The organism is Bacillus mexicanus (assembly GCF_050445615.1).
Taxonomy (GTDB): Bacteria; Bacillota; Bacilli; order Bacillales; family Bacillaceae; genus Bacillus; species Bacillus mexicanus.
Genome location: NZ_JBCEYV010000002.1, coordinates 190312 through 215334 on the forward strand (window position 1 = coordinate 190312; position 25023 = coordinate 215334).

Here is a 25023-nt window from a genome sequence, read left to right on the forward strand (position 1 = left end):
GTTTCTTCTTTCATCTTAAAAGATTTCTGATTCGACTTCAATAGCTAATTTGTTATTTTTTTGTATGTGGTTTACAAAAGACGGGCAACTTAAACCCGGAGGTGATAGGAATGGTGCGAGAGAAAAAAAACCCGTCTTCAGCGGCAGTCAGCGCGGCGAGTGTAAAAGGGGATGCAGGTCCGACTCAGCATTACAGCGGCGGAAAGCGGACAAGTCAAAATCAGCAATATAAAAAGCATAACATGGAACAATCGTAATGCAGCTGCTTTTCGCGGCTGCTTTCACTTTTTCAAGATTCCTTTTAACACAAACGTCGCATTGGCAGGCCGCTCAGCAATTCTTCTCATAAAGTAGCTGAACCAATCCGTTCCATATGGGACATACACACGCATTCTGTATCCTTCCTTGGCAAGTTCCTTCTGCCGCTCCGCCCTTATGCCATACAGCATTTGAAACTCAAATTGCGATGCGGGGATATGGTGTTCAGCAACGAGCTGTTTTGTAAACGCAATGATGTCATCGTCATGTGTAGCGATAGCCGTATAGTTCCCGCTTAACAGCTGCAGCTTAATTAAGCTTTGAAAATGAAGGTCTGTTCCCTTTTTGTCAGGGAATGCTACAGCCGCAGACTCTTTATAAGCGCCCTTCACAAGTCTGAGATTCGGCTTTAAGCCATGCATCTGTCTGATATCTTCTGCAGCCCGGTACAAATACGCCTGAATGACCGTACCGAGCATTTCAAATTCCTGTTTACATGTCCTGTAAATAGAAAGTGTCTGTTCATAATGAGAATAGTCTTCCATATCAATAGTCACAGCAACACCATGTTGCTTCGCAGCAGATAAAATTGCACGCAAATGAGAAAGGCAAAGTTCTTCTGAAAGATCTAGCCCAATTGAGGTCAGCTTTAATGAAAGCTCTGAATCCAATTGATACTCAGCAATGGCTCGAATGGCTTTCTTGCACTCCTCTGCGACTTGATGTGCTTCTTTTTCTGATGCCGCATATTCGCCTAAATAATCAATCGTTGCACACAAACCGGATCTGTTTAGTCTTTTGATGGTCTTAACCGCCGACTCAATTGTATCTCCAGCAACAAATCGTCTTGCTCCAAGCTTCGTTCCATATGCTTTGGCGAGCTTGGTAAGTGTTTTATTTTGTGATAAGAATAAAAACACAGGTCTCAACATCCGACTCCCTCCTGCCATCATCTTCAAAACACCTGTATATAACTCCCAGACTGAAGGAAACTATAAAATGAACAAAAATCAAAGGAGGTTCACAATGGACAATCAGCAACAAGCTCAAATGCCGCCTTCCGTTATTTCGACAAAGGATCATTTGTATCTCAATGACATGCTGAACTGGAATTTGCTTGCGATGAAAAAAGCGCATTTCATGGCGCAACAGTGCCAGGATCAAACATTAAAACAAGAACTCGACCGTCTCGGACACATGCATCATGATCATTATCAAAGAATAGTAAAGCACCTGCAGCCAGGCCAGCAACAGTCCGGCTACATCCAATAAGGAGGCGACAAAATGAATCAGCAAAATCAGAAAATCAGCAACCCGCAGACACCTGTACCGACAACTTCGGAGATGAATGACAGAGACTTCGTCAATGAACTGCTGACAACCGAAAAATATATGACAACAGCTTATTGCACAGCCTTGCACGAATTCAGCCACGAATCTCTTTACCAGGATATTCAATCCATTTTTGATGAGTCACAAAAAGCGCAAAGAAAGTTGTATGATCTTATGTTCCAATATGGATGGTATTCTGTTGAAGCGGAGGATACCCAAAAGCTGCAGCAATCCTACCAAAAATTTCAGCAAACCATTCAGCAGCAGTCTCCTTACCAGCAATAACAGCATCAGCAAAAAAGGGTACGATGTGCGTTCAGGCATCTATCCTTTTTTTATGGTAAAAATGATTGACTTTTCATTTACGCTTATTTATATTTAATAAGCATTAACTATTTTGTTATCAAAATATATATACAGTGTAAGTAATAGAGGGGAAATGAACATGAAGAGTGCGGATCGGTTAATGTCCGATATTCAATTATCGCTTCAGGCGCTCTTTCAAAAGATACAGCCTGAAATGCTAGAAAGTATGGAGAAACAAGGCATTACCCCAGCGCAGCTGTTTGTGCTGGCCAGCCTAAAAAAACACGGCAGCCTCAAGATTTCTGAAATTGCCGAGCGTATGGAGGTGAAGCCAAGCGCGGTGACGTTAATGGCAGATCGCCTTGAACAAAAAAATCTCATCGCCAGAACACATAACACAAAAGACAGGCGAGTGATCGATATCAGCCTTACTGATGAAGGAGACAGAAAGTTCGAAGAGGTTTTAGCAGGCAGAAAAGCCATTATGGCACGGTACCTTTCCTTCTTGACGAAGGAGGAAATGCTTCAGGCGGCTCATATTACAGAAAAGCTCGCACAGGCAGCAGCGGAAACTGATGAACAGCACAACACGAAAAGAGGAAACGAATGAAATGAGTACAGAAGGCAAACAGCAATCAAAACGAACGTTATTAATAACAGGCTTAATTATTGCCATGTTTTTTTCCGCGCTTGACGGTACCATTGTCGGAACGGCCATGCCGAAAATCGTCGGTGATCTCGGCGGCTTGAGCATGATGACCTGGCTGACAACCGCGTATTTGTTAACATCAACAACCGTTGTTCCAATTGCCGGTAAACTGGCCGATTTATTGGGACGCCGGATTGTTTATGTATCAGGCTTGATTATTTTTATGGCCGCTTCTGCTTTGTGCGGAATGGCCAACAACATGACAGAATTGATTATCTTCCGAGGACTGCAGGGAATCGGCGGAGGCATTATGATGCCGATGGCGATGATTGTCATCGGTGACTTGTTCACAGGAAAACAGCGTGCTAAATTCCAAGGAGTCTTTGGCGCGATTTATGGGCTGGCTTCAGTGATTGGGCCGCAAATCGGCGGCTGGATCGTAGACTCGCTCAACTGGAAATGGGTTTTCTATATCAATCTTCCAGTCGGAATTATTGCCGTTATTTTCATTGCCAGAGGATTACAGGGCCGCCGGCAAACTGGTCCGATCAACTTCGATATCGCTGGGATTTTCACGATGATTGTCGGGGTTGTCAGCCTTCTTCTCGCTTTAAGCTTTGGAGGAAAAGATTACGGGTGGGGTTCTTGGCAGATTCTTGGCCTGTTCGCACTCGCGCTGGTCGGCATTGTCAGCTTTATTATTGTAGAGTCAAAAGCAAAAGAGCCGATCCTGCCAATGTATTTATTTAAAAACAGAACGTTTACATTCCTAAACTTGATCGGCTTCTTTATGAGCATCGGCATGTTTGGCGCCATTACGTTTGTTCCTTTCTTTATGCAGGGAATTGTCGGTGTAAGTGCGTCTGAATCAGGCACGATTATGACACCGATGATGATCTCTATGATCATTACAAGTATTATCGGCGGCCAGCTTGTCTATAAAATCGGCATTAAACCGCAAATCATTACAGGTATGCTGATTATGGCCGGAGGATTTTTGCTGTTAACGACTTTAGACCTTGATACGGGCAAGCTTGTCGCTACTTCGTATATGGCGATTATTGGTTTGGGAATGGGTCTCGTCATGCCGATCCTGACACTCGCTTTACAGGAAAGCTTTTCGAAGGAAGAGCTTGGGGTCGTCACTTCATCCAGTCAATTCTTCCGTTCTATCGGAGGAACATTCGGCATTACCATGCTGGGAGCAGTAATGAATGCCCGTTCCGGAAATCTATTAACTGATAAATTGGTGCCGTATTTAGACTCTCTTCCGGCACAGGCAAGTTCATTTGCCGGCCAGCTGAAGGGTATGATTGATACAAATCCGCAAGGGCTGCTGCAATCACTGTTCAGCCCGGATGCAATCAAACAAATACCTGCGGCCTTCTCATCCCATATTGTGCCGATTTTAAAAACATCGCTGATGGATTCACTCCATAGCGTGTTTTACACAGGCCTGATCTTTATCGTAGTCGGAGCCGTATTTACATTGTTTTTAAAACCTATCAAGCTATCAAATAAGAAAACGGAAGAACAAGTAAAAGAGAAAACGGCACAAACCGTTGAATCGCCTTCTCATTAATAGAAACCCCGCGGGTCCCAAGACCGCGGGGTTTTCTTATTCGATCATCTGAGCCTTTCCACTTCCGAAAGACCAATCCTCATCCTGATTACCGGCCAGCATGATAAACACATCTTCTTTTCTTACACCAAGCTTAGTATGAATCCGACCTGCGATTGAGCGATAAAGCGCTTTTTTCTGGTCAGTTGTTCTTGAATGTTTCAACGTAAAATGAATGTAGATCAGCTCATCGGTACGCTCGACCTGCAGATAAGACGGATCATAAAAAAATTCGCTGTTTTCATATTGCCTGATGACTTGAAAATAGTCATCTTCCGGCACATTGATTTCTTCAGTCATTGATTGATGAATGGTCCTGCTTAGTTTTTGAAGCCACGCTTCGCTTCTCCCCGCCCGTAAATGAATTTGTACAAATGGCATCCCCGCATCTCCTCTCTTACAGCGTCTGTCCGCTGTCAATTGTGATGATTTGACCTGTGAGCGATTCCTGTTCAACAAGCGAACAAATCAATTTAGCGACATCATCCGGTTCAGCAATACGCTGCAGCAGCAAAGTGCCGATCATGCTTTTCATTTTTTCTTCCCGGCCGGCCCACCATCTCGTTGCGACAGCTCCCGGTGCTACACCGCTCACTCTGATTTCAGGCGCTAAGGCATGAGCCAAAGATTTCGTTAAGCCGTGCACCGCCGATTTTGATACTGCGTAAGGCATGGATGAACCCGCACCGATTACCCCTGCGATGCTGCCGACATTTACGATCGCCCCGGCCTTGCTTTTTTTCATGAAAGGAACCGCTGCCCGCGCGCAGAAAAACATCCCTTTCACATTGACAGCGTAAAGTTCATCCCAGATGTCTTCTGTCGCAGCTTCAAGGTCATCCATTGGAATATGCCTTGTAATGCTGGCATTGTTGATTAAAATATCAATAGTGTCATATATTTTCACAATCGATTGAACCATATCCTGCACTTCGCTGTTTTTGGATACATTCGCTTGGATGGTGAAAGCTTGCCCGCCATCTTTTTTAATCGTTTCTACTGTTTCCTCCGCTTCGAATTGCGAGCGTGAATAATTCACCGCAACAATCGCTCCGCGTTTTGCCAATTCTATGCTGGCTGCTCTTCCGATTCCTGTGCCGCCCCCTGTTACGAGAGCTATTTTGTTCATGACATTCATTGCCGCCACTCCTTGCCGTTTATGAAATTTTCTTGCTGATTCCATTGTAATCCAGGTTTGGTGTTACGTATAATGATTGTTAAAGATACTTGCTATCACTCAGATTGATAGCAAACGAACGGAGGAATGCAAAATGGAAAGCGGAGATTTACGTGTGTTTCAAATGGTAGCCCGTGAAGGCTCCATTACAAAAGCGTCCCAGCAGCTTGGCTATGTGCAATCGAATGTCACGGCCAGAATTCAGCAATTGGAAGCTGAGCTTGGTACCATGCTGTTTTTGCGCCATAACAGGGGCATGACACTTTCTGCAAGCGGAAAGCTGCTGCTGGACTACACCAATAAAATTGTCGGCCTGCTGGATGAGGCATCTAAAGCACTCTCATCCTCCGTCGAACCTAGCGGACCGCTTATGATCGGCTCCACTCAGACAACCGCCGCAGTAAGACTTCCGAAGCTTTTGGCCTCTTATTATGAAGAACATCCAAACGTTCAGCTGTCTTTAACAACAGGACATACACAATTTCTCCTTGATCAGGTTCTCCGTTATGAATTGGATGGCGCCTTTATCGGATGTGAATGCAATCATCCTGATCTCGAATCCTATCCTGCATTTGAGGAAGAGCCGGTAGTTGTTTCGGCTGCTTCCATATCCGGTGCAGAGGAAGCCATCACAAAGCCGATTCTCGTATACAGCACAGGCTGTTCGTATCGGGAGACACTTGAAAAATGGCTGCGCTCTGTCGGTGTCACACAGCCGGTCATTATGGAATTTGGTACGCTTGAAGCGATTATCGGCGGGGTTACAGCAGGTCTTGGCATCTCGCTGCTGCCGAGGACGGTTGTGCAGAAACACGCGGCTGAAGGGACGATTCGATTGTACCCGCTGCCTGAAACTCTCAGACAGATGAAAACAATATTTATTATCCGAAAAAACTCGTTTATCAGCAGCGCGCTGCAAGCCTTTATGGATTCATTTACGCCAGGCAAAACGGCAACATCACAAAAAAGCAGTCTGCTGTGATTGGCAGACTGCTTTTTTAGCTATTATTTGTTTCGATGCGCCTCATTCAGTTCCTTAATATGCTGAATGATATCTTTAATGCCCTGCTTCGCGTCGGGATATGTTGCATTCCAATGCTTGGCGAGCGGCGGCATGCTTTTGGCGATATGTGTGTACAAAATCCATTGCTTTACTTCTTCTTTTAGCTCATTGCTTGTTTCACCAAGCAGAAGCTCAGTATACTTCTCCAGCAACCCATCCAGCTGCTCCTGAAGTTTTTGTTCCATTTCCATCTTCCTTTCGAAAAAAACAGCAAGAAGCCCCTCATCCTGAGAAAGCTCCTTGCGCTGGGCGTTTATTTATCCATGTGATGTAAAAGCCGCTTCCCGGACAATGCACCTGCCTCTGCCATGAGGGATGCATAGAGGCGTTCCGAACAGCGGGTCCTGTGTGACCTGACAGTTCATAGAAAACACATTTTGCACAAGATCGCAAGTGATGACCTCTTCCGGACGGCCTTCAGCATAAATTTGTTTATCTTTTATGGCGACAAGATGATGGGCATAACGACACGCCAAGTTTAAGTCATGAAGAACCATCACAATCGTCCGCTCTTCCTTTTCATTCAGCTCAAACAGCAAATCAAGAATTTCAATTTGATGCGTCATGTCTAAATACGTTGTCGGTTCATCCAGAAGGATAATATCTGTTTCCTGCGCAAGCGTCATCGCGATCCAGGCTCGCTGGCGCTGTCCGCCTGACAAAGAATCGACGGCGCGGTCAGCCATGTTCTCAAGCTTCGTTGCTTTAAGCGCCCTCTCAACCGCCTCCTCATCCTCTTTTGACCACTGCTTCAGCCAATTTTGATAAGGATATCTTCCTTGTTTCACCAGCTGATGCACCGTAAGGCCCTCTGGAGCCGATGGACCCTGCGGCAGAATTGCGAGCTCTTTTGCGACTTCCTTTGTCGGAAGCTTGGCAATCGCTCTTCCTTCCAGCAGCACTGAACCGCCTCTCGGCTTCATCAGACGCGCTAATGAACGTAAAAGTGTCGATTTTCCGCAGCCATTGCTGCCGATAAATACGGTAATTTCACCTTTGGGAATTGTTAAATCCAACTCATCAATAATAACGGCATCTCCGTATCCTAAGCTCAGCGTTTCTGTAGAAATTGCACTCATACCCATAACCGCTCCTTTTTGCTGGCTTTTTAGCAGCACTATGTATTGCACGTTTTCTCCATGTGTATTTGGGTCAATTGTCATTAATGTTAATGTATTCGGTCATATTGCTCATTGTAGCAGAAAATGATGATTTTGAAAATCATTTTCAATTAGATTTGGATATAATTGGCGTTTGCAGGTCATTTCTTAATTTCTCTAACGGAGCCATTGTTCAGCTTCAGCTTTAAGTTGATATGATGGTAATGGCTGTCCAGATTAAAGGCCTCCAGCACATTGCGGATCACTTCTGCTTCTGCCATCTGGTCTGTCACAGAAAGCTCGCTTAGGATGATTCTCATCTCATCTAATGCTTCTTCTCCCTCCTGTTTGACGCCAGAGAGCTTATCCAGTATTTCCGCTGTTTCCTGAGCCCCGTTTTTTGTATATATACTTTCATAACGATTATGCTCACCATCTCCGTAGCTCACATGAAGCGAGAAATCGCTGTACGGAACGGGTTTCTGCTGGGTGACAGCTGTATTTTTTTCTTCTGCCTGCTGCTCTTCATTGAGACGGCAGCCTGCAATCAGAACGACTGCCAGACAAACAGCCCCGGCTGTTCTGATCAAACGCATATATTTCCCCTCCTGTAGGATTCCATTTGTTTTAGGTATATCCAGACTATGAAATCCTCATTCAGGAGAGAATTGAAAAAGCCGAGGCGTTAAACTCCCGCATTCGTTGTCAAGACTGCGCCTCGGTGATCAATACGGAGCGGCGGTTGAATACTTAAGTATCCTGCCTAAACGACGCCATCATCACACCCTTCAAAAATTCTAGACTTCAAGAGTTTTCAATCACGCTGTGAAGATTCTGTCATTTGCAAAAAGTCTTCTGCGTCACGAACGGCCAGCTTGATGGCATTATCCCAGAAATCGCGCTTCGTGATATCAGCGCCCAAATGCTTCATCGCCAAATCTTCCACAGTCATCGAAGCTGTATCTTGCAATAGTGCGATATACTTCTCTTCGAATGCGGTTTTTTCTTCAAGCGCCAATGCATAAATACCAAGAGAAAAAAGATAGCCGAACGTGTAAGGGAAATTGTAAAACGGAACCCTCGTGATATGAAAGTGAAGCTTTGACGCCCAAAAGAGCGGGTGATATTCTCCTAACGCATTGCAATACGCCTCTTTTTGCGCCGCTTCCATCAGCTCATTCAAACGGTCGGCCGGAACCACTCCACGCTTTCGTTCTTCATAAAATCTCGTTTCGAATAAGAATCTTGCATGGATATTCATGAAAAACGCAACGCTTCTTTGCACTTTATCTTCAAGAAGGACGAGCTTTTCTTCCTTCGTCTCCGCCTGTTGGACAGTCGCATCCGCCACAATCATCTCTGCAAATGTTGAAGCGGTTTCTGCAACGTTCATGGCGTAGGATCTGTTTAACGGCCTGACGTTGAGCATCGCTTCCTGATGGAACGCGTGGCCAAGCTCATGAGCAAGCGTTGAGACATTTGAGGCACTTCCCGAAAACGTCATGAAAATCCGTGATTCTCCGCTGTCAGGAAAACTCGTGCAAAAGCCGCCGACTCTTTTCCCGCTCCTGTCTTCCGCTTCAATCCAGCGGTCCCGAAACGCTTTTTCAGTGAACGCGGACAGTTTTTTGCCAAACGTTGAAAACTGGCTGACGATGACATTTGCAGCTTCATCATATGAATAAACCTTTCCCTCAGACCCGATCGGAGCCCCAACATCGTACCAACTGAGCTTTTCAAGACCGAGCATCGACGCTTTTCGATTCAGAAACTGAACGAACGGCTGCTTATTTTCCGTGATGACCTGCCACATCGTATCAAGTGTTTCCTTTTTCATCCTGTTGATTTGCAGCGGCTCCTTCAAGACGTCCTCCCAGCCGCGCGCTTTATAGGTCTCAAGCCGGAACCCCGCCAAATGATTGAGCGTGCTGCTGAACATATCCTGCTTGCTTTCCCACACTTGATGCAAACGTTCGTATATTGTTTTTCTAACAGTGCGGTCTCGATGATCCATCACATTTTCAGCCTGGCCGACAGACAACTGCTTGTTCACACCGTTTTCCTCATACGGAATCGTCATTTTCCCGACAATCATATTGTATAAGTCGCTCCAAGCGTGGTACCCGTCCACCGCGAGGTTTTCTACCAATTTTTCTTTACCTGGGCTAAGCTTTTCGGCAACCCGCTGTCTTCTTTCATGTAATATGTAAGATACATTCCGTAATCCCGGTTGGGTTAGCAATTCATCCCACACGTCTTGTTTAATGGCCACAAGCTTATGATCTAATGTGACGAGGGACGATTGAAAATCAGCATGAAGCCGATTTATGAGGGACTGATGCTCAACAGCCTTTTGATCATTAATATTTTGGGCCAGAAGGCAAGCAACAAAAGCACCGGCTTGCTGAAGCTTGACAGAAACCTGTTCAAATTCATCAAGCAAAGCAATCAGTCCCTCAGCATCTTCTGGCCTTTCAGGCACCTGAAAGGCCTCAGTCGTGTCATGAAATACACGCAGACCTTGTGACAGCTTTTGGATATAATCTTTGAACTCTTCTGATTGGCTCCCACCCTTAAAAAATGAATCAAGATCCCACTTTTGGTCTACTCCTTGCAGCGCCATACCACAAAACCCCTTTCCTGCTTTCGTTTTATTATAGAGCAATTCTGAATTATTGTATAAAAGTTTCTTTTATAGCGTCATTTCCTGTTCATGATTGTACAATAGCTGTAACAGTTAAATTGGAGGTATATGATGAATAAAAAAATTGCAATCGTAACAGGAGCGTCAAAAGGCTTTGGACAGCTGGCAGCCCTAAAGCTCGCCAAGTCATTTTTCGTGATTGCCACAACAAGACAGCCTGAGAAAGCTGAACAGCTGCGTGAAATGGCTGCTGCACACAATGTGGCTGATTCCATTCACATTACCGCTCTCGATGTCACAGATGAACAATCTATAGCTTCATTCGGTCAAGCCATTAGTACTTACGCTCCTATTGATCTTCTCGTCAACAACGCCGGAACAGCTTACGGGGGATTTGTCGAGGATGTGCCGATGGAACATTTCAGACAGCAATTTGAAACGAATGTCTTCGGAGTAATCCATGTGACAAAAACTATTCTGCCTTACATAAGAAAGCATGGCGGTGCAAAGATTATAAATGTGAGCAGCATCAGCGGTCTGACCGGATTTCCTGCGTTGTCGCCATATGCAGCGTCCAAGCATGCATTAGAGGGTTTCTCTGAAAGCCTTCGTATTGAGCTGCTTCCGTTCGGTATCGAAACCGCTTTGGTTGAACCTGGTTCATACAAAACGTCGATCTGGTCGACATCATTATCACATTATATGTCGGTGCCTGCTGACGATTCAGCTTATTATCACTACTATAAAAAGATTCTTACCTACGTTGAAAAAAACGCAGATGACAGCGGAGATCCCCAAGAGGTAGCCGACCTCATTTATCAATTAGCAACAAAGCAGCACGTAAAGAAATTGCGATATCCGATCGGAAAAGGCATCAAGCTTACCCTGTTATTCCGGTCGCTGTTCCCTTGGTCTGCATGGGAATATATCCTGAAGAAAAAACTATTCACCCACCCTAAATTATAATAATTATAATTTAGTATTGATTTTTAATTGATACGTGATATAATTAAATTAACAGATCACAAGGAGGACGTTATCTTATGAAAACCGAAAACGCACAAACAAATCAAACATTAGTTGAGAATTCAATGAACACACAATTATCAAACTGGTTTCTTTTATACGCTAAGCTTCACCGTTTCCATTGGTATGTGAAAGGGCCTCATTTCTTTACATTGCACGAAAAATTTGAAGAACTATATGACCATGCGGCGGAAACAGCCGATACCATTGCTGAACGTCTGCTGGCAATCGGCGGACAGCCTGTTGCCACGCTGAAAGAATACACTGAGCATGCATCTATCACAGATGGCGGAAACGAAACATCAGCTTCAGAAATGGTACAAGCCTTAGTAAACGACTACAAACAAATAAGCAGCGAGTCTAAATTCGTAATCGGCCTGGCTGAAGAAAATCAAGATGACACAACAGCCGACTTGTTTGTCGGATTAGTTGGTGAAGTTGAAAAACAAGTGTGGATGCTTTCCGCTTACTTAGGATAAAAAAAGCTGAACCCTTTTCGGGCTCAGCTCAGCGTGTCGACAAACCCTCGCATTCGTTGTCAGGACTGCGCGTCGGTGCTCACGAATTTCAACATTCGCTGTGCTCCGATGCTCGCTCTTCCTAGACTTCAAGGGTTTTCAATCACGCTGAAAAGAAAGAAAGAAGACAAAGCCCTAAAACGTTTTCGTTTTAGGGCTTTGTCTTCAATCTGAACTGAACCCTTTTCGGGTTCAGCTTTTTAATTACTTAACTTGAGCTGCTTTCTGCCTGCTTGGTCAGTGTCACGTCCAGCTTTTTCATTTTTCCGTTTCGCAGCACTTGGATTGTCGTTTTTTCTCCGACTTTCAGATCTTTGTAGAGGATCTGACGGATATCTGCGCTGCTCTCCACATCTTTACCTTTTAGTTTGACAATGACATCCTCGGATTTAATCCCTGCTTTTGCCGCCGGTGAGTTTGCTTGAACTTCTTTTACATAAACACCTTTGCCTAATTGATCTCCAAACAGTCCGAGCGTATTTTGCTGATAGGTTTCTGGCACTTGAGACATGTCAATCATTTGCACGCCTAAAAATGGTCGATCGACTTTCCCTTTTTCCAGCAGCTGGTCAACAATCGGCTCGACATCATTGCTTGGGATTGCAAATCCAAGTGATTCCACGCCGCTTTCGCTCACCTTCAAACTGTTGATGCCGATCACCTGGCCTCTTGCATTGATTAAAGGGCCTCCGCTGTTTCCCGGATTGATCGCTGCGTCAGTTTGCAACACGTTCATTTCCACGGTACCTTGTGTTGTATCCACACCAATCGTCCGATTTAATCCGCTGATGATACCTTGTGTCACCGTACCGGAAAACTGCTGTCCGAGCGGATTTCCGATGGCAATGACCTTTTCGCCTGTGCGCAGCTGTGAAGAGTCACCAAAGCTCGCTACTTTTTTGATGTTTTTGCTGTTGATTTCCAGAACAGCCAAATCAGTAATGGTATCGCTGCCGACAAGCTTGGCAGTCTCCGTTTCGCCGTTGTCTAACGTGACAGTCAGCTTATTCGCGCCTTCAACGACATGATTGTTTGTAATCACATACGCTTTATTGCCATCTTTTTTGAAAATAACACCTGATCCGGTTCCGCTTTCACTTTCTGAGCTGGAGCCGCCTCCTGTGCCGAATGTGTTATTTTGCGAGGTTTGGATGTTAGAAATACCGACAATCGTCGGCTCTAAATCCCCCACCATATCAGCAACGTTTGAAGCATTCGTTATTGGTTCCGTTGTAAAATTACCAGACTGCACCTGTTTATTAGCAGAAACAGTATTAGTTGTATGATTTTGGTCTGACGGCAGATAAGGCGCGATGCCGAGCATCAAGCCGCCACCAATAATACCGCCTAAAATCGGACTCAGCCAAGCGGCTCTTCGTTTCTTTTCTTTTTTCACAGCCGTTTCGGTCTTTTCCATTTCTATTGCAGCAGCTGTTTCCTGTTTTCCCGTTTCATATGTAACAGGCGCATCAAGCAATTCCTGTTGTTCAATCAGCTGCCGGTTTTCTTTATTCTGATGTTCTGGCCGTGAAGATTCTGATTGATGTTGATTGTTATAATCATCCCGTCGATCATCCATACTCTGACACTCCTTTAACCGTTTTTTATTTATCGTTACATATTGATCGCGTGTACAAGTTCAATTGTGCCAATGATGAGGAGAAAAGCAAAGCACCAAAATAAAATATGTTTGAACATCCTTCATCTTCCTCGCTCTTTTTCTCTTCCTTTCTTCCCTTATCTCTATCATAAACAAACATTGTGGGATAAAAATGAAAAGAATATGTGAAATTATGAAAATGTCCTGCCGTATGTTAAAACTAGTTTATAATGACGTTGAAAGGATGTGAAAAGCCTTGTCATACACCATTTATCTAGTTGAAGATGAGGATAACCTGAATGAACTGCTGACGAAGTATTTAGAGAATGAAGGCTGGAACATTACATCTTTTACGAAAGGTGAAGACGCCAGAAAGAAAATGACGCCGTCTCCCCACCTGTGGATTCTCGATATCATGCTGCCGGATACTGACGGCTATACATTAATAAAAGAAATCAAAGCGAAAGATCCTGATGTGCCTGTCATTTTTATTTCCGCCCGAGATGCAGATATTGACAGAGTGCTTGGCTTAGAGCTTGGCAGCAATGACTACATTTCAAAACCGTTTCTTCCGCGAGAGCTGATCATACGTGTGCAAAAGCTGCTGCAGCTCGTTTACAAGGGGACTCCGCCTGTACAAAAAAATGAAATCGCCGTCTCCACATATCGAATCGCTGAAGACGCCCGCGAGGTCTATGATGAAAACGGAAATATCATCAACTTGACGTCGAAGGAATTTGATCTGCTGCTATTGTTTATCCATCATAAAGGACATCCATACTCTCGTGAGGATATTCTCGTAAAAATATGGGGGCATGACTACTTTGGAACAGACCGGGTCGTCGATGACCTCGTCCGAAGACTGCGCAAAAAAATGCCTGAATTGAAGGTGGAGACGATTTACGGATTCGGCTACAGGATGATGACTTCATGAAAAACAAACCGCTCTCGTTTCAAATATGGGTTGTCATATCCGGTATCCTGCTAGCGATATCCCTTTTACTGCTTGTGTTATTTTCAAACACGCTGCGCGATTTTTTTACAAATGAAACGTATACGACGATTGAAAATGAGCAGCATGTTCTGACCGAATACCGCCTGCCCGGTTCAATTGAACGGCGCTATTACAGTGAAGAAGCGACAGCACCGACAACCGTCCGCTCTGTACAGCATGTGCTGCTGCCTGAAAACGAAGAGGCTTCTTCAGACAAAAATTTACGCATACTGTCGTCTTCGTTTATCCATAAGGTGTATAAGCTGGCTGATAAACAGGAGGCCAAAAAGAAACGGTACAGCGCCGATGTCAATGGAGAGAAAGTGTTTTTTGTCATCAAAAAGGGGCTTTCCGTCAATGGACAATCAGCTATGATGCTCTCCTACGCGCTTGATTCTTATCGGGACGATCTAGCCTATACCCTATTCAAACAGCTTCTGTTGATTATAGCTGTTGTCATTTTATTAAGCTGGATTCCTGCCATTTGGCTTGCGAGATATTTATCAAGGCCTCTCGTGTCATTTGAAAAGCACGTTAAACGGATTTCCGAACAGGACTGGGATGACCCAGTAAAAGTGGACCGGAAAGATGAAATCGGCAAATTGGGCCATACCATTGAAGAAATGCGCCAAAAGCTTGTGCAAAAGGATGAAACTGAAAGAACCCTCCTGCAAAATATTTCACATGATTTAAAAACGCCGGTTATGGTTATCAGAGGCTATACGCAATCAATTAAGGACGGAATTTTTCCTAAAGGAGATCTTGAAAATACAGTAGATGTCATTGAAGGCGAAGCCCTTAAGCTGGAGAAAAAAATTAAGGATTTATTATATTTAACGAAGCTGGATTATTTAGCGAAGCAAAACGTGCAGCATGGCATGTTCAGTATTCTGGAAGTGACAAAAGAAGTCATCGAAAGACTGAAGTGGGCGCGGAAAGAATTATCGTGGGACATTGATATAGAAGAAGACATTCTGATGCCGGGCGATTCGGAGCAATGGAACAAACTCCTTGAAAACATTCTGGAAAATCAAATCCGCTATGCTGAGACAAAAATAAAAATCAGCATGAAACAAGATGATCGAAATATCGTGATCATCATTAAAAATGACGGCCCCCACATTGAAGATGAGATGCTCTCCAGCCTTTATGAGCCTTTTAGTAAAGGGAAGAAAGGCGAATTCGGCATTGGTCTCAGCATCGTAAAACGAATTTTAACTCTTCATAAGGCGTCTATCTCAATTGAAAATGACAAAACGGGTGTATCATACCGTATAACAGTACCAAAATAGACTGTAGATATTTTTGCAGTCTATTTTTTCATGTGAAAGAATAACCGTTAAAATCTCTGTAATTTGTTTTGAGCTGCTGCTTGCATTGATGAACCCATTTTTTCTCTGACAAGGTCTGCTTCGGATATTTGACTTTCTCCACTTTGATACCTCTGTTTCGCAAGCGGCTGATCATTTCATCCAATTCTCTCATATTAGATTCACCCTTTCGCTTGAGCTTTGACCATTCGGTCATCTCAACTTATAATATAAATAATACATGATAAAAAAACAAGTTACAATAAGGTTAATTTTATAGCAGAAGGTGTGACTAGATGGTCATATCCTCATGAGGCCTCCAGGCTCCGAAAGGGTGGTACCATTGAAGGAAAAAGAAAAGCTGATTATTGAAACAGCTTTAAAACTATTTGCCCAAAAAGGATATAATTCAACATCAGTTCAGGAAATCGCAAAAGAATGCAAAATTTCAAAAGGCGCTTTTTATATTTATTTTCCTTCGAAAGAAGCGCTTCTTCTGTCTATGCTGAACGACTATTACGATAAAACGTTTACCCGAATTTTAAATATTAAAACAAAGGGCGACAGTCCCAGAACGGCTTACCGTAAACAGCTGACCGTGCTCTATGAAAACATCCTTGAACACAAAGACTTTATCGGCATGCAGATGAAGGAAGGTTCTCTGCCTTACACAGAGGAAGTGGAGCAATGCGCAAAAAAAATCCGCCAGTCCTCACTTCAATTTCATATCGACAGCTTGCTGCACATTTACGGCAAAAAAGCGGAACCGTATACTGCAGAGCTTTGTTTTTTAATAGAGGGCATCAGTCAGATTTACCTGGAGTGCATGATTCTGCTCGGTTACACGGTGAAGCCTGATCAATTAGCTGATATCATTATGAATCGAATTGATGATATGGTAAAAGGCATGTCAGAACGAAATGATAAGCCTTTCATCACATTAGAAGAGGCGAGCTCATTATTTGGGCCTCTTACTCATGGACGGCCTGATCCGCTGACTGAATCGATTGTGAAAAGCCTTCGCAACAAAATCAACAGCTTACACACAAACTCCTCTCTTGAATTATCGGAGAGCTTGGACATACTTGAAGCAGAAATGAAGAAAAAAACACCGAAGCTCGCGATCATAAAAGGCATGATCCATAATTTGATGGAGTCTGAGGCTCTCGCTAAAGATGCGGAGCAGCTTAAATATTTATTAAAACAGCAACATATTTAGAAGAACGGCTGCTTCACAAGCAGCCGTTTTTTCTTTCTCTTATGCTTTTGGCTTCACCATATCTTCAGGCTTAACCATTTCGTTAAATTGCTCCTCTGTCAGCAATTCAAGCTTCAAAGCTGCTTCTTTCAGCGTCAATCCCTCTTTATGGGCGAGCTTGGCGATTTTCGCCGCGTTTTCATATCCGATGTGCGGGTTCAGCGCCGTAACAAGCATTAATGAATTTGACAGGTTTTCCTGAATGGTTTCTTTGTTAGGCTCAATACCGACGGCACATTTATCATGGAATGAATTCATGCCGTCACTCAGCAGCTGCACAGATTGCAGGAAGTTATAAATAATCACAGGCTTAAACACGTTCAATTCAAAGTTCCCTTGACTTGCCGCAAAGCCGATTGTCGCATCGTTCCCCATGATTTGCGCTGCAATCATCGTCAATGCTTCACTTTGTGTCGGGTTGACTTTACCAGGCATAATGGAGCTGCCCGGCTCATTTTCAGGGATGACGATTTCCCCGATGCCGCAGCGAGGTCCGCTTGCAAGCCATCTGACATCGTTCGCAATCTTCATTAAGTCAGCGGCGAGCGATTTTAGTGCGCCATGCGCATAAGTGATCTCATCATGGCTTGTCAGCGCGTGGAATTTATTTGGCGAGCTGCTGAACGTTTGGCCGGTCAGTTTTGTGATCTCTTCTGAGACAAGCTCTCCAAACTCTGGGTGAGCGTTGATTCCCGTTCCGACAGCCGTTCCGCCGATTGCAAGGGCACGCATTTTATCTGTCGCTTCCAAAATCATTTCCTTCGAACGGTCCAGCATGTAAACCCATCCGCTGATTTCCTGTCCGAGTGTCAAAGGCGTAGCATCCTGAAGGTGCGTGCGTCCGATTTTGACAATATCATTGTATGCTTTTGCCTTTTCGTCCAATGTATTGCGAAGCTGGTCAAGCGCAGGCACAAGCTGCTCGTAAACAGACAAAACTGCGGCAACGTGCATCGCAGTCGGGAATGTGTCGTTTGAACTTTGGCTGCGGTTCACATCATCATTTGGATGAATGGTTTGATCAGAGTTTTTTTCATTTAATAAAGCAGTCGCGCGGTTGGCCACTACTTCGTTCATATTCATGTTGCTTTGTGTGCCGCTTCCGGTCTGCCACACGACAAGCGGGAAGTTGTCATCGTATTTGCCTTTGAGCACATCATCACAAACCGCTGCAATCGCTTCAGCTTTTTCCGCATCCAGATTGCCGAGGCGTTTATTAGCGAGTGCTGCGCTTCGTTTCAAAATTGCAAACGCCTTCACAACACGCATCGGCATTTTTTCAGAACCGATCTTAAAGTTCTCCTTGCTTCGCTGTGTTTGGGCGCCCCAATATTTATCAGCAGGAACTTTTACTTCTCCCATGGTGTCTCGTTCAATTCTGAATTCCATTTATGTATCCCTCCATAACGGTTGCTTCAATAGAATGTAATTCGCCAATGATATAAAAAATCCTTTTTAATTTTCGAGCTTTGCAGATTTTAATTTTAATTCAAGATATACGCGGGAATCTTTTGAATACTTATACTTCGGATTCGTTCTGCCGTACTCCTTTGATGTATAGGAGACATCATAATGCTTTTCAAATGATTTAATGAGCTGTTCTATTTCTTCTTGTTTTCCTGCAAGCCTTACCTGTGCCACTTTCATATCCTCCGCTTTCATAAAAAACTTAACCCTGAAATACTGTAACACAGTATATCATTTTTTTAACAGGAAAAGATAACCTCTACTAAGGTTTTGGACAAGAGGTGACTTCCTTGGAACACACGTTTAAGGAATATATACATGATAATTTAGCATTGGTGCTTCCACAGCTTAAAGAAAATGATGATCTGGTCAAGAATAAAAAAATGCTGGCGAACGGACTTGTTTTTTACTATCTCTATTTTAGTGAATTGAATGATGAAAATTTGGTGTCAGAATCCATTAAAACCTTAATCAAAGATGAGGAGACCTTAACGCTTAACCAGATTAAAAAACGCCTTGACCAGCTTGACGCAAGACCCATTGAAACCGCGGAAAAAACGGTGGAGTCGATTCTCAGCGGCAATTGCGCTGTGTTTATCAACGGATTGGATAGGGCTTATATGCTGTCTACCGGGCAGAAAAAATCAAGAAGTCTGGCTGAGCCGACAACTGAAAAAGTGGTTCGGGGTCCAAAGGTAGCGTTTGTCGAAGATATGAATACAAATCTCGCTCTGATCCGGCAAAGAACTATGCATCCTAAGTTAATCACCAAAAAAATCATGATCGGCAAAAACAAGCTGAAGCCTGCAGCCATTATGTACATTGATGGCAGAGCGAAAAAGTCCGTCATAAAAGATGTGAAAGCGCGGCTTAAAAATGTCCAGCTGGAGGATATTCAGGACAGCGGAATGCTTGGGGAGCTTATTGAAGATAATAAATATTCGCCGTTTCCGCAGATTCAAAATACGGAAAGGCCTGACAAGGTATCGTCGGCCCTGTTTAACGGCCGTGTGGCCATTTTGGTCGACAGTTCACCATTTGTACTTCTCGTTCCCGTTTCTCTCGGTGTCCTGATGCAGTCGCCGGATGACTATTATGACCGCTGGATTTCAGCATCTCTCATCCGTTTGCTGCGTTTTGCTTCTATCTTTATTACCTTGTTTTTATCATCGATTTATATTGCACTCGTGTCCTTCCATCAAGGGCTGCTGCCAACCGCGCTCGCCGTCACGATTTCGGCAAACAGGGAAAATGTGCCGTTTCCGCCGATATTTGAAGCCTTGCTGATGGAAGTGACGATCGAGCTTTTGAGAGAAGCAGGACTGCGCCTTCCCAATTCGCTCGGACAGACGATCGGTCTAGTCGGGGGCGTTGTCATCGGTCAGGCGGCAGTGGAAGCAAATCTTGTCAGTTCAATTATGGTCATTGTCGTCAGTGTCATTGCCCTTGCATCCTTTACCGTTCCTCAATACGGAATGGGCCTGTCTTTCCGGGTGCTGCGTTTTGTTTCAATGTTTTCCGCCGCTATCCTTGGGCTGTACGGGATTATTTTATTTATGCTTGTTGTTTACACGCACCTAACGAGACAAACGAGCTTTGGATCTCCCTATTTTTCGCCAAGCGGCTTCTTTAGCTTGAAAAATACGGATGACTCCATTATCCGTCTCCCGCTTAAAAACAAACCAAAAGAGGCGAATAATCCAAATGAGCCAAAAACAGACTCCAATCAAACTTAATACCTTTCAAGGTATTTCCATTATTGCAAATACAATGCTTGGGGCCGGCCTGTTAACATTGCCGAGGGCACTGACGACTAAGACCAACACCCCCGACGGCTGGATTACGCTCATGTTAGAGGGCATTATATTTATTCTTTTCATCTATGTAAACACGCTTATTCAAAAAAAACATCAGTATGCTTCATTGTTTGAATACTTGCGGGAAGGGCTCGGAAAATGGATCGGCAGCATCATCAGCCTTTTGATCTGCTGCTATTTTATCGGAGTCGCCAGCTTTGAAACCCGGGCGATGGCTGAAATGGTTAAGTTTTTCCTGCTGGAGAGAACGCCAATACAAGTGATTATTATAACGTTTATCTGCTGCGGTATCTATTTAATTGTAGGCGGTTTAAAGGATGTCTCCCGACTCTTTCCTTTTTATCTCGTCATTACGATCATTATTTTGCTGATTTTATTTGGTATCAGCTTTAAGATTTTTGATATCAATAATTTGCGCCCTGTTTTAGGTGAAGGTCTGCATCCTATTTTAAACTCCCTTACTGTCGTTTCCATCTCTTTTTTAGGAATGGAAGTGATGCTGTTTCTACCTGAACATATGAAGAAACAGAAATACACATTCAGATACTCGGTAATCGGCTTTGCGATTCCAATTGTTTTATATATCCTGACGTACCTCATTGTCGTTGGCGCTTTGACGGCTCCTGAGGTCAAAACACTGATATGGCCGACGATTTCCCTCTTTCAGTCCTTTGAGTTGAAAGGCACATTCATTGAACGGTTTGAATCGTTTTTACTGATCGTCTGGGTCATTCAATTTTTCACAACGTTTGTCATTTATGGATATCTTGCCGCGAATGGGCTCAAGAAGACGTTTGGGCTATCGGCTAAAAAAAGCATGATGCTCATTGGAGCGGCCGTCTTTTACTTTTCTCTGTGGCCGGATGACACAAACAAAGTCATCATGTATAGCGATTACCTCGGATACATGTTCATCGGTCTGTTTCTGCTTCCCTTTATTCTCTTTTTTATTGTAGCTCTTAAAAGGAGGATGACAGCAAAATGAAGATCAGGATTTTATGTATATTCATATGCACCCTATTGCTGTCCGGATGCTGGGACAGCCGAAATATTGAGGATTTAAGCTTAGTCATTGGTGTTGGCTTAGACAAGTCGGATCATCAGAACTTAGAACTGACACAGCAGATTCTTGTGCCAAAAAAAGCTAGCTCCACAGAAAGTTCTTCATCTGATCCGACCCAGCTTTCTATCACAAAGGGTGAAACGGTTCATCAAATGATAAGAACATCTGCATTAAAGCATAATCCTACGTTTTCCCAGCATTTGCGTCTCATCCTGCTTTCCAAAAATGCGATTGCTGATCACGTCGGAATGGACGCGATCATTAACCAATTTGTTAGAGACAATGGGACAAGGAGGAGTTCGTACGTCTTTGTTACCAATAGCCGTCCTAAGGATGTATTTAAAATGAATGAGGGAGGCGAGCCTGCATCCAATGTGATTTATGCTCTGACAGAAAATAATTCAGTGACGATCAGAATGATGGATCCTGTTACGCTGGGAGAGATATCAGAGCATTTAACCTCTGATGATTCGTTTCTCATCCCGCATGTCGGTGAGGAAAACGGCAAACTCGCGATAAACGGGGCTGCTATCATCAAAAATAAATTTTGGCTCCGGGATTTAACACCGGGTGAGCTGCAAAACATAAACTTATTCACAGGCACTGTCCAAGGCGGCGTCATTGATATGAGGCATAACGGCAATCTTTTTTCTTATGAGGTATACTCCAGCAGCCGCAAGATCAAAACTGACTATAAGGACGGCAAGTTCAAGTTCACCGTCACACGCCATATTGAAGGCCGATTATCCGAGGACTGGGATACTAAGGAGGATTCTTTTAAGGATTCCTATATAAAAGGGATTGAAAAAACCATCGAAAAACGATTGCATGAAACAGTGACTGCGTTCGTAGGCAAACTGCAGGAAGATATCAAAGCAGATGTAACCGGTCTGGGAAACGAGGTTAGAATTCATTATCCTCAAAAGTGGAGCAAAATCGCAAGAAAATGGGATGATGAATATTTCAGCAATGCGGAAATAGACTACCGCATCCATGTGGTTGTCAGAGACTTCGGGACAAAAGGCGCGACGAAATAACAGACGCATTTTACGAGGTGGTTTCGGTATGCATTTACCGCAGCCTGCGTCCGGTCACTGACATCCAGCTTTGATAAATTATTAGTGATATGGGTTTTGACTGTTTTAATAGTGATAAACAGCTCCTCGCTAATTTCTTTATTTGTTTTTTCTTCCGCGATCAGGCAGAGAATTTCGAGCTCCCGTTTTGTTAATGATTCATGCGGGAGTGCGTTTTCTCCTGAGTGGCGCGCCGGGATAATACTTTTCCCGCCACTTTTGATAGGCAGCCGAAGCCGGTTCAGGGTCAAAAGACGATACACCTTTATCAGCTGATCCGTTTTTCATCAGCTTCCAACCGTAATACACCATAGCTGCCGCCAGCGCGATTCCCAGGACAAATGGAAGCGAGCAGACGAGCATGATTGCTCCGATGCCGCCAAGGATACTTTTCCTGCGGCAAACCTTTTGATTCCTGCGTATGTCATCAAGCTTCCAATGGCGAGCGGGATGATAAAGCCGAAGCTTCCCCCTCCAAAAAAGACAGAGACTCCAAAAACAATTAATAAGAATCCGCCTATCGTTTTTTTGTTTATCTTCATGCAGATCCTCCTTTCGTTTTCCTTGTCTTCATCTTAAACAAGTTGGCATTGCGCAAAACGAACAGAGATTGATTTTTATATAAGACTAGAGTCTTATCATGCCCCGGACCCATAGACGAAAAAAAACGCCATGCACGAGGCATGGCATTTCAAAACCCTTTACAAATGAACACTTGCTTCCCTTTCTTTGACCAGGTCGGACCGTTCTGCTTTAGCCAGCTTTGTGAACAGTAAAATTCCGATACCTGCAATAATTTCAACAACTCCTCCGACAGCGATCACGGTTCCTGAGCCAAAAGCATTCGCGGCATATCCGCAAATAACAGCTCCGGCAGGAATGGAGATATTTGAGATCATATGTATAACGGCGTAGACTTGCGGCTGATCCTCACTATCCACAGAGGTCTGGATAATCGTGTACTCAGGAACATTAACAGCACTGACTGCAGCGCCAAAGGTAAATGCAGCGAGAAAAACGAGCGGCAAAAATGTATTCATCCCAGTAATAAAGAAAGCGAATCCTTCAATAATGCCGGCCGTTACGAATAGCAGGCCGTATCTATTCACCTTGACTTTCGCCAGCACAAATCCTAATAAAAAAGCGCCTGCGGCGGTGGTGGCCTTTAAAAGTGAGTAAACGATCGGATTGCCGTTTAAATCCTCCGCTACATAAACGGCTGAGAGTGCTTCCCAAGGTGCAGCCGCGAAATTCATAAAGATACAGTAAATGGCGAGCGGATATAAAATCTGATGTTTTCTCACGAGCGTAAAACCGCGTTTCAGTCTGCCGATATATGTGCCTCTCTGCGCAACGGCAGCAGATTCTAATTGAGATTGAACAGCAGTGTACTTAATAAAAAGGACGAGAAAACCAGAAACCAAATAAAGGATGAGTGCGATAAGCATTGTATAAGAAGGGCTGATAAATGTCAGAATAGCGCCGCATAATGTGACAGCTCCGAGCCGGACAATTTGGGCGGAGGATTGCAGCACAGCGTTTGCTTTTTGAATGCCCTCTTCATTTACGATTTGGGGAATTAAAGCGATGGAGGCGGGATTATAGGCAGCTCCTGTTGCAGAATGCACAATCATAAGGGTCATGACAAACCACAATGGAGAAAAACCCGCAAAATGGCAAAGAGGAATGATCAAGACAATCGCAGCCCTCGTCAAATCTGAAAAGTACATCCAAAATTTCAGGGTGGTCTGTTTCATGAAAGGACCTGTCACAGGCGCCAGTACAGCTTCTGGCAAGAAGGTGACAGCAATCAATAAAGCAGTGCCGATCGCACCTTTGCCATCATAAATTAAAAACCATAATATTGAGTTAAATGCGAACATATCGCCGGATATCTTGACTATTCTTGAGAAAAAAAGATAATTGAAATTTCTCTTCCAGATGCTATCACTTTCAATTAAATTCACCATCTATCAGAGCCCCCTATTGCCTATTTTTTACATCTATTTGTTACAATATCTCATTTTTTCATTTTTCGGTCAATAATTCGTAAGGTTCATTTTTTGTCGTAAAATAGGAGATTGACAGAATGAAAAACAAAAATCCGGCATGCAGAGTGAACACGCCGAATTTGTTTTCTTTTTTTATGATTTGCTGTTGTTTTGGTCCCGAAACACAACAGCACTTCTTTCATATTCTACATCACCAATGCTGCTTCTCACATTCACAACGCGGGCGGCGGCAAAGAAATAATCGGACAAGCGATTCAAATAACGCAGCACTGTTTCATGGATCTCTTCTGATTTCATCAGGGCCACCACTCGTCGTTCCGCTCGCCTCGTAATGGTGCGCGCTGCATGGAGGAGCGCAGCACCCTTTGAGCCGCCCGGAAGAATAAATTTCTTCAGTTCCGGCGCTTCTGCTGTATAGGCATCAATGCGCATTTCTAAAAAGGAAACGGATTCTTCCGTTAGTTTATAGTCTTTTTTTTCTGTGACGATTGCCAGATCGCCTCCGCAGTCAAACAGCTCATGCTGGATCATCAGCAGCTCTGCTGTCACATCTTCAAAGCCGGACTGCCCAGAAAGCTCCGCTAAAGCAAGCCCGACAAAGCTGTTCAGTTCATCAATGGTGCCGTAGCTTTCGACCCGAAGGCTATCCTTGTCCGTTCTGCCTCCTACTAGACTCGTTTGTCCCTTATCGCCTGTTTTGGTATATAGTTTCATTCATCTCTCTCCTTTACA

General features: G+C 44.0%; 26 protein-coding genes and 3 pseudogenes. 14 read left to right on the plus strand and 15 right to left on the minus strand.

Going from position 1 to position 25023, the window contains the following annotated elements:
* Positions 1–110: 110 nt before the first annotated feature.
* Entirely contained in the window at positions 111–257 is a 147-nt protein-coding gene (locus tag AAGG74_RS10650; protein ID WP_162103502.1) for a YuzL family protein, read from the plus strand.
* Between the two features lie 24 nt (positions 258–281).
* Here AAGG74_RS10650 and AAGG74_RS10655 read toward each other — a convergent pair whose 3' ends face one another.
* Positions 282–1190, minus strand: a complete 909-nt coding sequence (locus tag AAGG74_RS10655) for a proline dehydrogenase family protein (protein WP_429675386.1) — start codon at positions 1188–1190, stop codon at positions 282–284.
* Between the two features lie 94 nt (positions 1191–1284).
* Here AAGG74_RS10655 and AAGG74_RS10660 point away from each other — a divergent pair, with 94 nt between their 5' ends.
* The 4 genes from AAGG74_RS10660 to mdtP all read left to right on the plus strand — a co-directional run bounded on the left by AAGG74_RS10660 (position 1285) and on the right by mdtP (position 4127).
* Positions 1285–1530 (plus strand): hypothetical protein, encoded by a 246-nt coding sequence (locus tag AAGG74_RS10660; protein WP_162103504.1) that lies wholly within the window; start codon positions 1285–1287, stop codon positions 1528–1530.
* Between the two features lie 12 nt (positions 1531–1542).
* Complete coding sequence (locus AAGG74_RS10665) at positions 1543–1875, plus strand: spore coat protein (protein ID WP_014477927.1); 333 nt, start codon at positions 1543–1545, stop codon at positions 1873–1875.
* Between the two features lie 160 nt (positions 1876–2035).
* Positions 2036–2506: a MarR family transcriptional regulator gene (locus tag AAGG74_RS10670; RefSeq protein ID WP_162103505.1), complete on the plus strand. Its 471-nt coding sequence runs from the start codon at positions 2036–2038 to the stop codon at positions 2504–2506.
* A complete protein-coding gene (mdtP, locus tag AAGG74_RS10675) occupies positions 2472–4127 on the plus strand; it encodes a multidrug efflux MFS transporter MdtP (RefSeq protein WP_225493359.1) in 1656 nt (551 codons plus the stop codon). Before AAGG74_RS10670 ends, mdtP begins: the two co-directional genes overlap by 35 nt.
* A gap of 36 nt (positions 4128–4163) precedes the next feature.
* On the opposite strand, the gene AAGG74_RS10680 is transcribed toward mdtP, so the two are convergent.
* Together AAGG74_RS10680 and AAGG74_RS10685 are read right to left on the minus strand one after the other, a co-directional pair.
* The gene (locus AAGG74_RS10680) at positions 4164–4547 is read right to left on the minus strand and encodes a tautomerase family protein (RefSeq protein WP_429675387.1); all 384 of its coding nucleotides are present in this window, start codon (positions 4545–4547) and stop codon (positions 4164–4166) included.
* Between the two features lie 16 nt (positions 4548–4563).
* Positions 4564–5304 (minus strand): SDR family NAD(P)-dependent oxidoreductase, encoded by a 741-nt coding sequence (locus AAGG74_RS10685; protein ID WP_429675388.1) that lies wholly within the window; start codon positions 5302–5304, stop codon positions 4564–4566.
* Between the two features lie 133 nt (positions 5305–5437).
* On the opposite strand from AAGG74_RS10685, the gene AAGG74_RS10690 reads away from it, so the two are divergent.
* Positions 5438–6325: a LysR family transcriptional regulator gene (locus AAGG74_RS10690; protein ID WP_429675390.1), complete on the plus strand. Its 888-nt coding sequence runs from the start codon at positions 5438–5440 to the stop codon at positions 6323–6325.
* A 23-nt stretch (positions 6326–6348) separates the two neighbouring features.
* On the opposite strand, the pseudogene AAGG74_RS10695 reads toward AAGG74_RS10690, so the two are convergent.
* The 4 genes and pseudogenes from AAGG74_RS10695 to AAGG74_RS10710 form a co-directional block, all read right to left on the minus strand.
* A pseudogene (locus AAGG74_RS10695) lies at positions 6349–6632 on the minus strand (YusU family protein).
* A gap of 31 nt (positions 6633–6663) precedes the next feature.
* Complete coding sequence (locus AAGG74_RS10700; protein WP_429675903.1) at positions 6664–7491, minus strand: ABC transporter ATP-binding protein; 828 nt, start codon at positions 7489–7491, stop codon at positions 6664–6666.
* A gap of 176 nt (positions 7492–7667) precedes the next feature.
* Positions 7668–8102 carry a YusW family protein gene (locus AAGG74_RS10705; protein WP_162103510.1) on the minus strand — a complete coding sequence of 145 codons (435 nt, stop codon included), beginning with the start codon at positions 8100–8102 and terminating at the stop codon, positions 7668–7670.
* A 218-nt stretch (positions 8103–8320) separates the two neighbouring features.
* Positions 8321–10129 carry a M3 family oligoendopeptidase gene (locus tag AAGG74_RS10710; RefSeq protein WP_429675391.1) on the minus strand — a complete coding sequence of 603 codons (1809 nt, stop codon included), beginning with the start codon at positions 10127–10129 and terminating at the stop codon, positions 8321–8323.
* Positions 10130–10261: 132 nt separating this feature from the next.
* On the opposite strand from AAGG74_RS10710, the gene AAGG74_RS10715 reads away from it, so the two are divergent.
* Both AAGG74_RS10715 and AAGG74_RS10720 read left to right on the plus strand, forming a co-directional pair.
* On the plus strand, positions 10262–11116 hold the full coding sequence (locus AAGG74_RS10715) for an oxidoreductase (protein WP_429675392.1): 855 nt from the start codon (positions 10262–10264) through the stop codon (positions 11114–11116).
* Positions 11117–11193: 77 nt separating this feature from the next.
* A complete protein-coding gene (locus tag AAGG74_RS10720; protein ID WP_162103513.1) occupies positions 11194–11655 on the plus strand; it encodes a Dps family protein in 462 nt (153 codons plus the stop codon).
* A 247-nt stretch (positions 11656–11902) separates the two neighbouring features.
* On the opposite strand, the gene AAGG74_RS10725 is transcribed toward AAGG74_RS10720, so the two are convergent.
* Positions 11903–13273, minus strand: coding sequence for a S1C family serine protease (locus tag AAGG74_RS10725; protein ID WP_225493357.1), 1371 nt, complete (start codon positions 13271–13273; stop codon positions 11903–11905).
* A 277-nt stretch (positions 13274–13550) separates the two neighbouring features.
* On the opposite strand from AAGG74_RS10725, the gene cssR reads away from it, so the two are divergent.
* Together cssR and cssS are read left to right on the plus strand one after the other, a co-directional pair.
* The gene (gene cssR / locus AAGG74_RS10730) at positions 13551–14228 is read left to right on the plus strand and encodes a two-component system response regulator CssR (RefSeq protein ID WP_162103515.1); all 678 of its coding nucleotides are present in this window, start codon (positions 13551–13553) and stop codon (positions 14226–14228) included.
* Positions 14225–15580 carry a two-component system sensor histidine kinase CssS gene (gene cssS, locus AAGG74_RS10735; RefSeq protein ID WP_162103516.1) on the plus strand — a complete coding sequence of 452 codons (1356 nt, stop codon included), beginning with the start codon at positions 14225–14227 and terminating at the stop codon, positions 15578–15580. Before cssR ends, cssS begins: the two co-directional genes overlap by 4 nt.
* Positions 15581–15608: 28 nt before the next feature.
* Here cssS and spxO read toward each other — a convergent pair whose 3' ends face one another.
* Positions 15609–15773, minus strand: a complete 165-nt coding sequence (spxO, locus tag AAGG74_RS10740; RefSeq protein ID WP_162103517.1) for an anti-adapter protein SpxO — start codon at positions 15771–15773, stop codon at positions 15609–15611.
* A gap of 168 nt (positions 15774–15941) precedes the next feature.
* Here spxO and AAGG74_RS10745 point away from each other — a divergent pair, with 168 nt between their 5' ends.
* Positions 15942–16817 carry a TetR/AcrR family transcriptional regulator gene (locus AAGG74_RS10745; RefSeq protein ID WP_162103518.1) on the plus strand — a complete coding sequence of 292 codons (876 nt, stop codon included), beginning with the start codon at positions 15942–15944 and terminating at the stop codon, positions 16815–16817.
* A 39-nt stretch (positions 16818–16856) separates the two neighbouring features.
* On the opposite strand, the gene fumC is transcribed toward AAGG74_RS10745, so the two are convergent.
* The gene (fumC, locus tag AAGG74_RS10750) at positions 16857–18245 is read right to left on the minus strand and encodes a class II fumarate hydratase (RefSeq protein WP_162103519.1); all 1389 of its coding nucleotides are present in this window, start codon (positions 18243–18245) and stop codon (positions 16857–16859) included.
* A gap of 66 nt (positions 18246–18311) precedes the next feature.
* Positions 18312–18497, minus strand: a complete 186-nt coding sequence (locus AAGG74_RS10755; protein ID WP_162103520.1) for a YvzF family protein — start codon at positions 18495–18497, stop codon at positions 18312–18314.
* 116 nt (positions 18498–18613) lie between these two features.
* Between AAGG74_RS10755 and gerAA the strand changes: the two genes are divergently transcribed.
* From gerAA to gerAC, 3 genes are read left to right on the plus strand one after another with little or no spacing between them, the layout of a single operon-like run.
* Complete coding sequence (gerAA, locus tag AAGG74_RS10760; RefSeq protein ID WP_162103521.1) at positions 18614–20059, plus strand: spore germination receptor protein GerAA; 1446 nt, start codon at positions 18614–18616, stop codon at positions 20057–20059.
* Complete coding sequence (gerAB, locus tag AAGG74_RS10765) at positions 20028–21125, plus strand: spore germination receptor protein GerAB (RefSeq protein WP_162103522.1); 1098 nt, start codon at positions 20028–20030, stop codon at positions 21123–21125. The genes gerAA and gerAB overlap by 32 nt, the downstream gene beginning before the upstream one ends.
* The gene (gerAC, locus tag AAGG74_RS10770; RefSeq protein WP_429675396.1) at positions 21122–22240 is read left to right on the plus strand and encodes a spore germination receptor protein GerAC; all 1119 of its coding nucleotides are present in this window, start codon (positions 21122–21124) and stop codon (positions 22238–22240) included. Before gerAB ends, gerAC begins: the two co-directional genes overlap by 4 nt.
* 11 nt (positions 22241–22251) lie before the next feature.
* On the opposite strand, the pseudogene liaR reads toward gerAC, so the two are convergent.
* The 4 genes and pseudogenes from liaR to AAGG74_RS10790 all read right to left on the minus strand — a co-directional run.
* Positions 22252–22502 (minus strand): annotated as a pseudogene (gene liaR / locus AAGG74_RS10775) (two-component system response regulator LiaR); the annotation flags it as partial.
* A pseudogene (locus AAGG74_RS10780) lies at positions 22487–22821 on the minus strand (protein liaI); the annotation flags it as partial. The pseudogenes liaR and AAGG74_RS10780, both read right to left, overlap by 16 nt.
* A gap of 159 nt (positions 22822–22980) precedes the next feature.
* Entirely contained in the window at positions 22981–24249 is a 1269-nt protein-coding gene (locus tag AAGG74_RS10785) for an MFS transporter (RefSeq protein ID WP_429675397.1), read from the minus strand.
* Positions 24250–24423: 174 nt separating this feature from the next.
* The gene (locus tag AAGG74_RS10790) at positions 24424–25005 is read right to left on the minus strand and encodes a cob(I)yrinic acid a,c-diamide adenosyltransferase (RefSeq protein ID WP_429675399.1); all 582 of its coding nucleotides are present in this window, start codon (positions 25003–25005) and stop codon (positions 24424–24426) included.
* Positions 25006–25023: the final 18 nt, after the last annotated feature.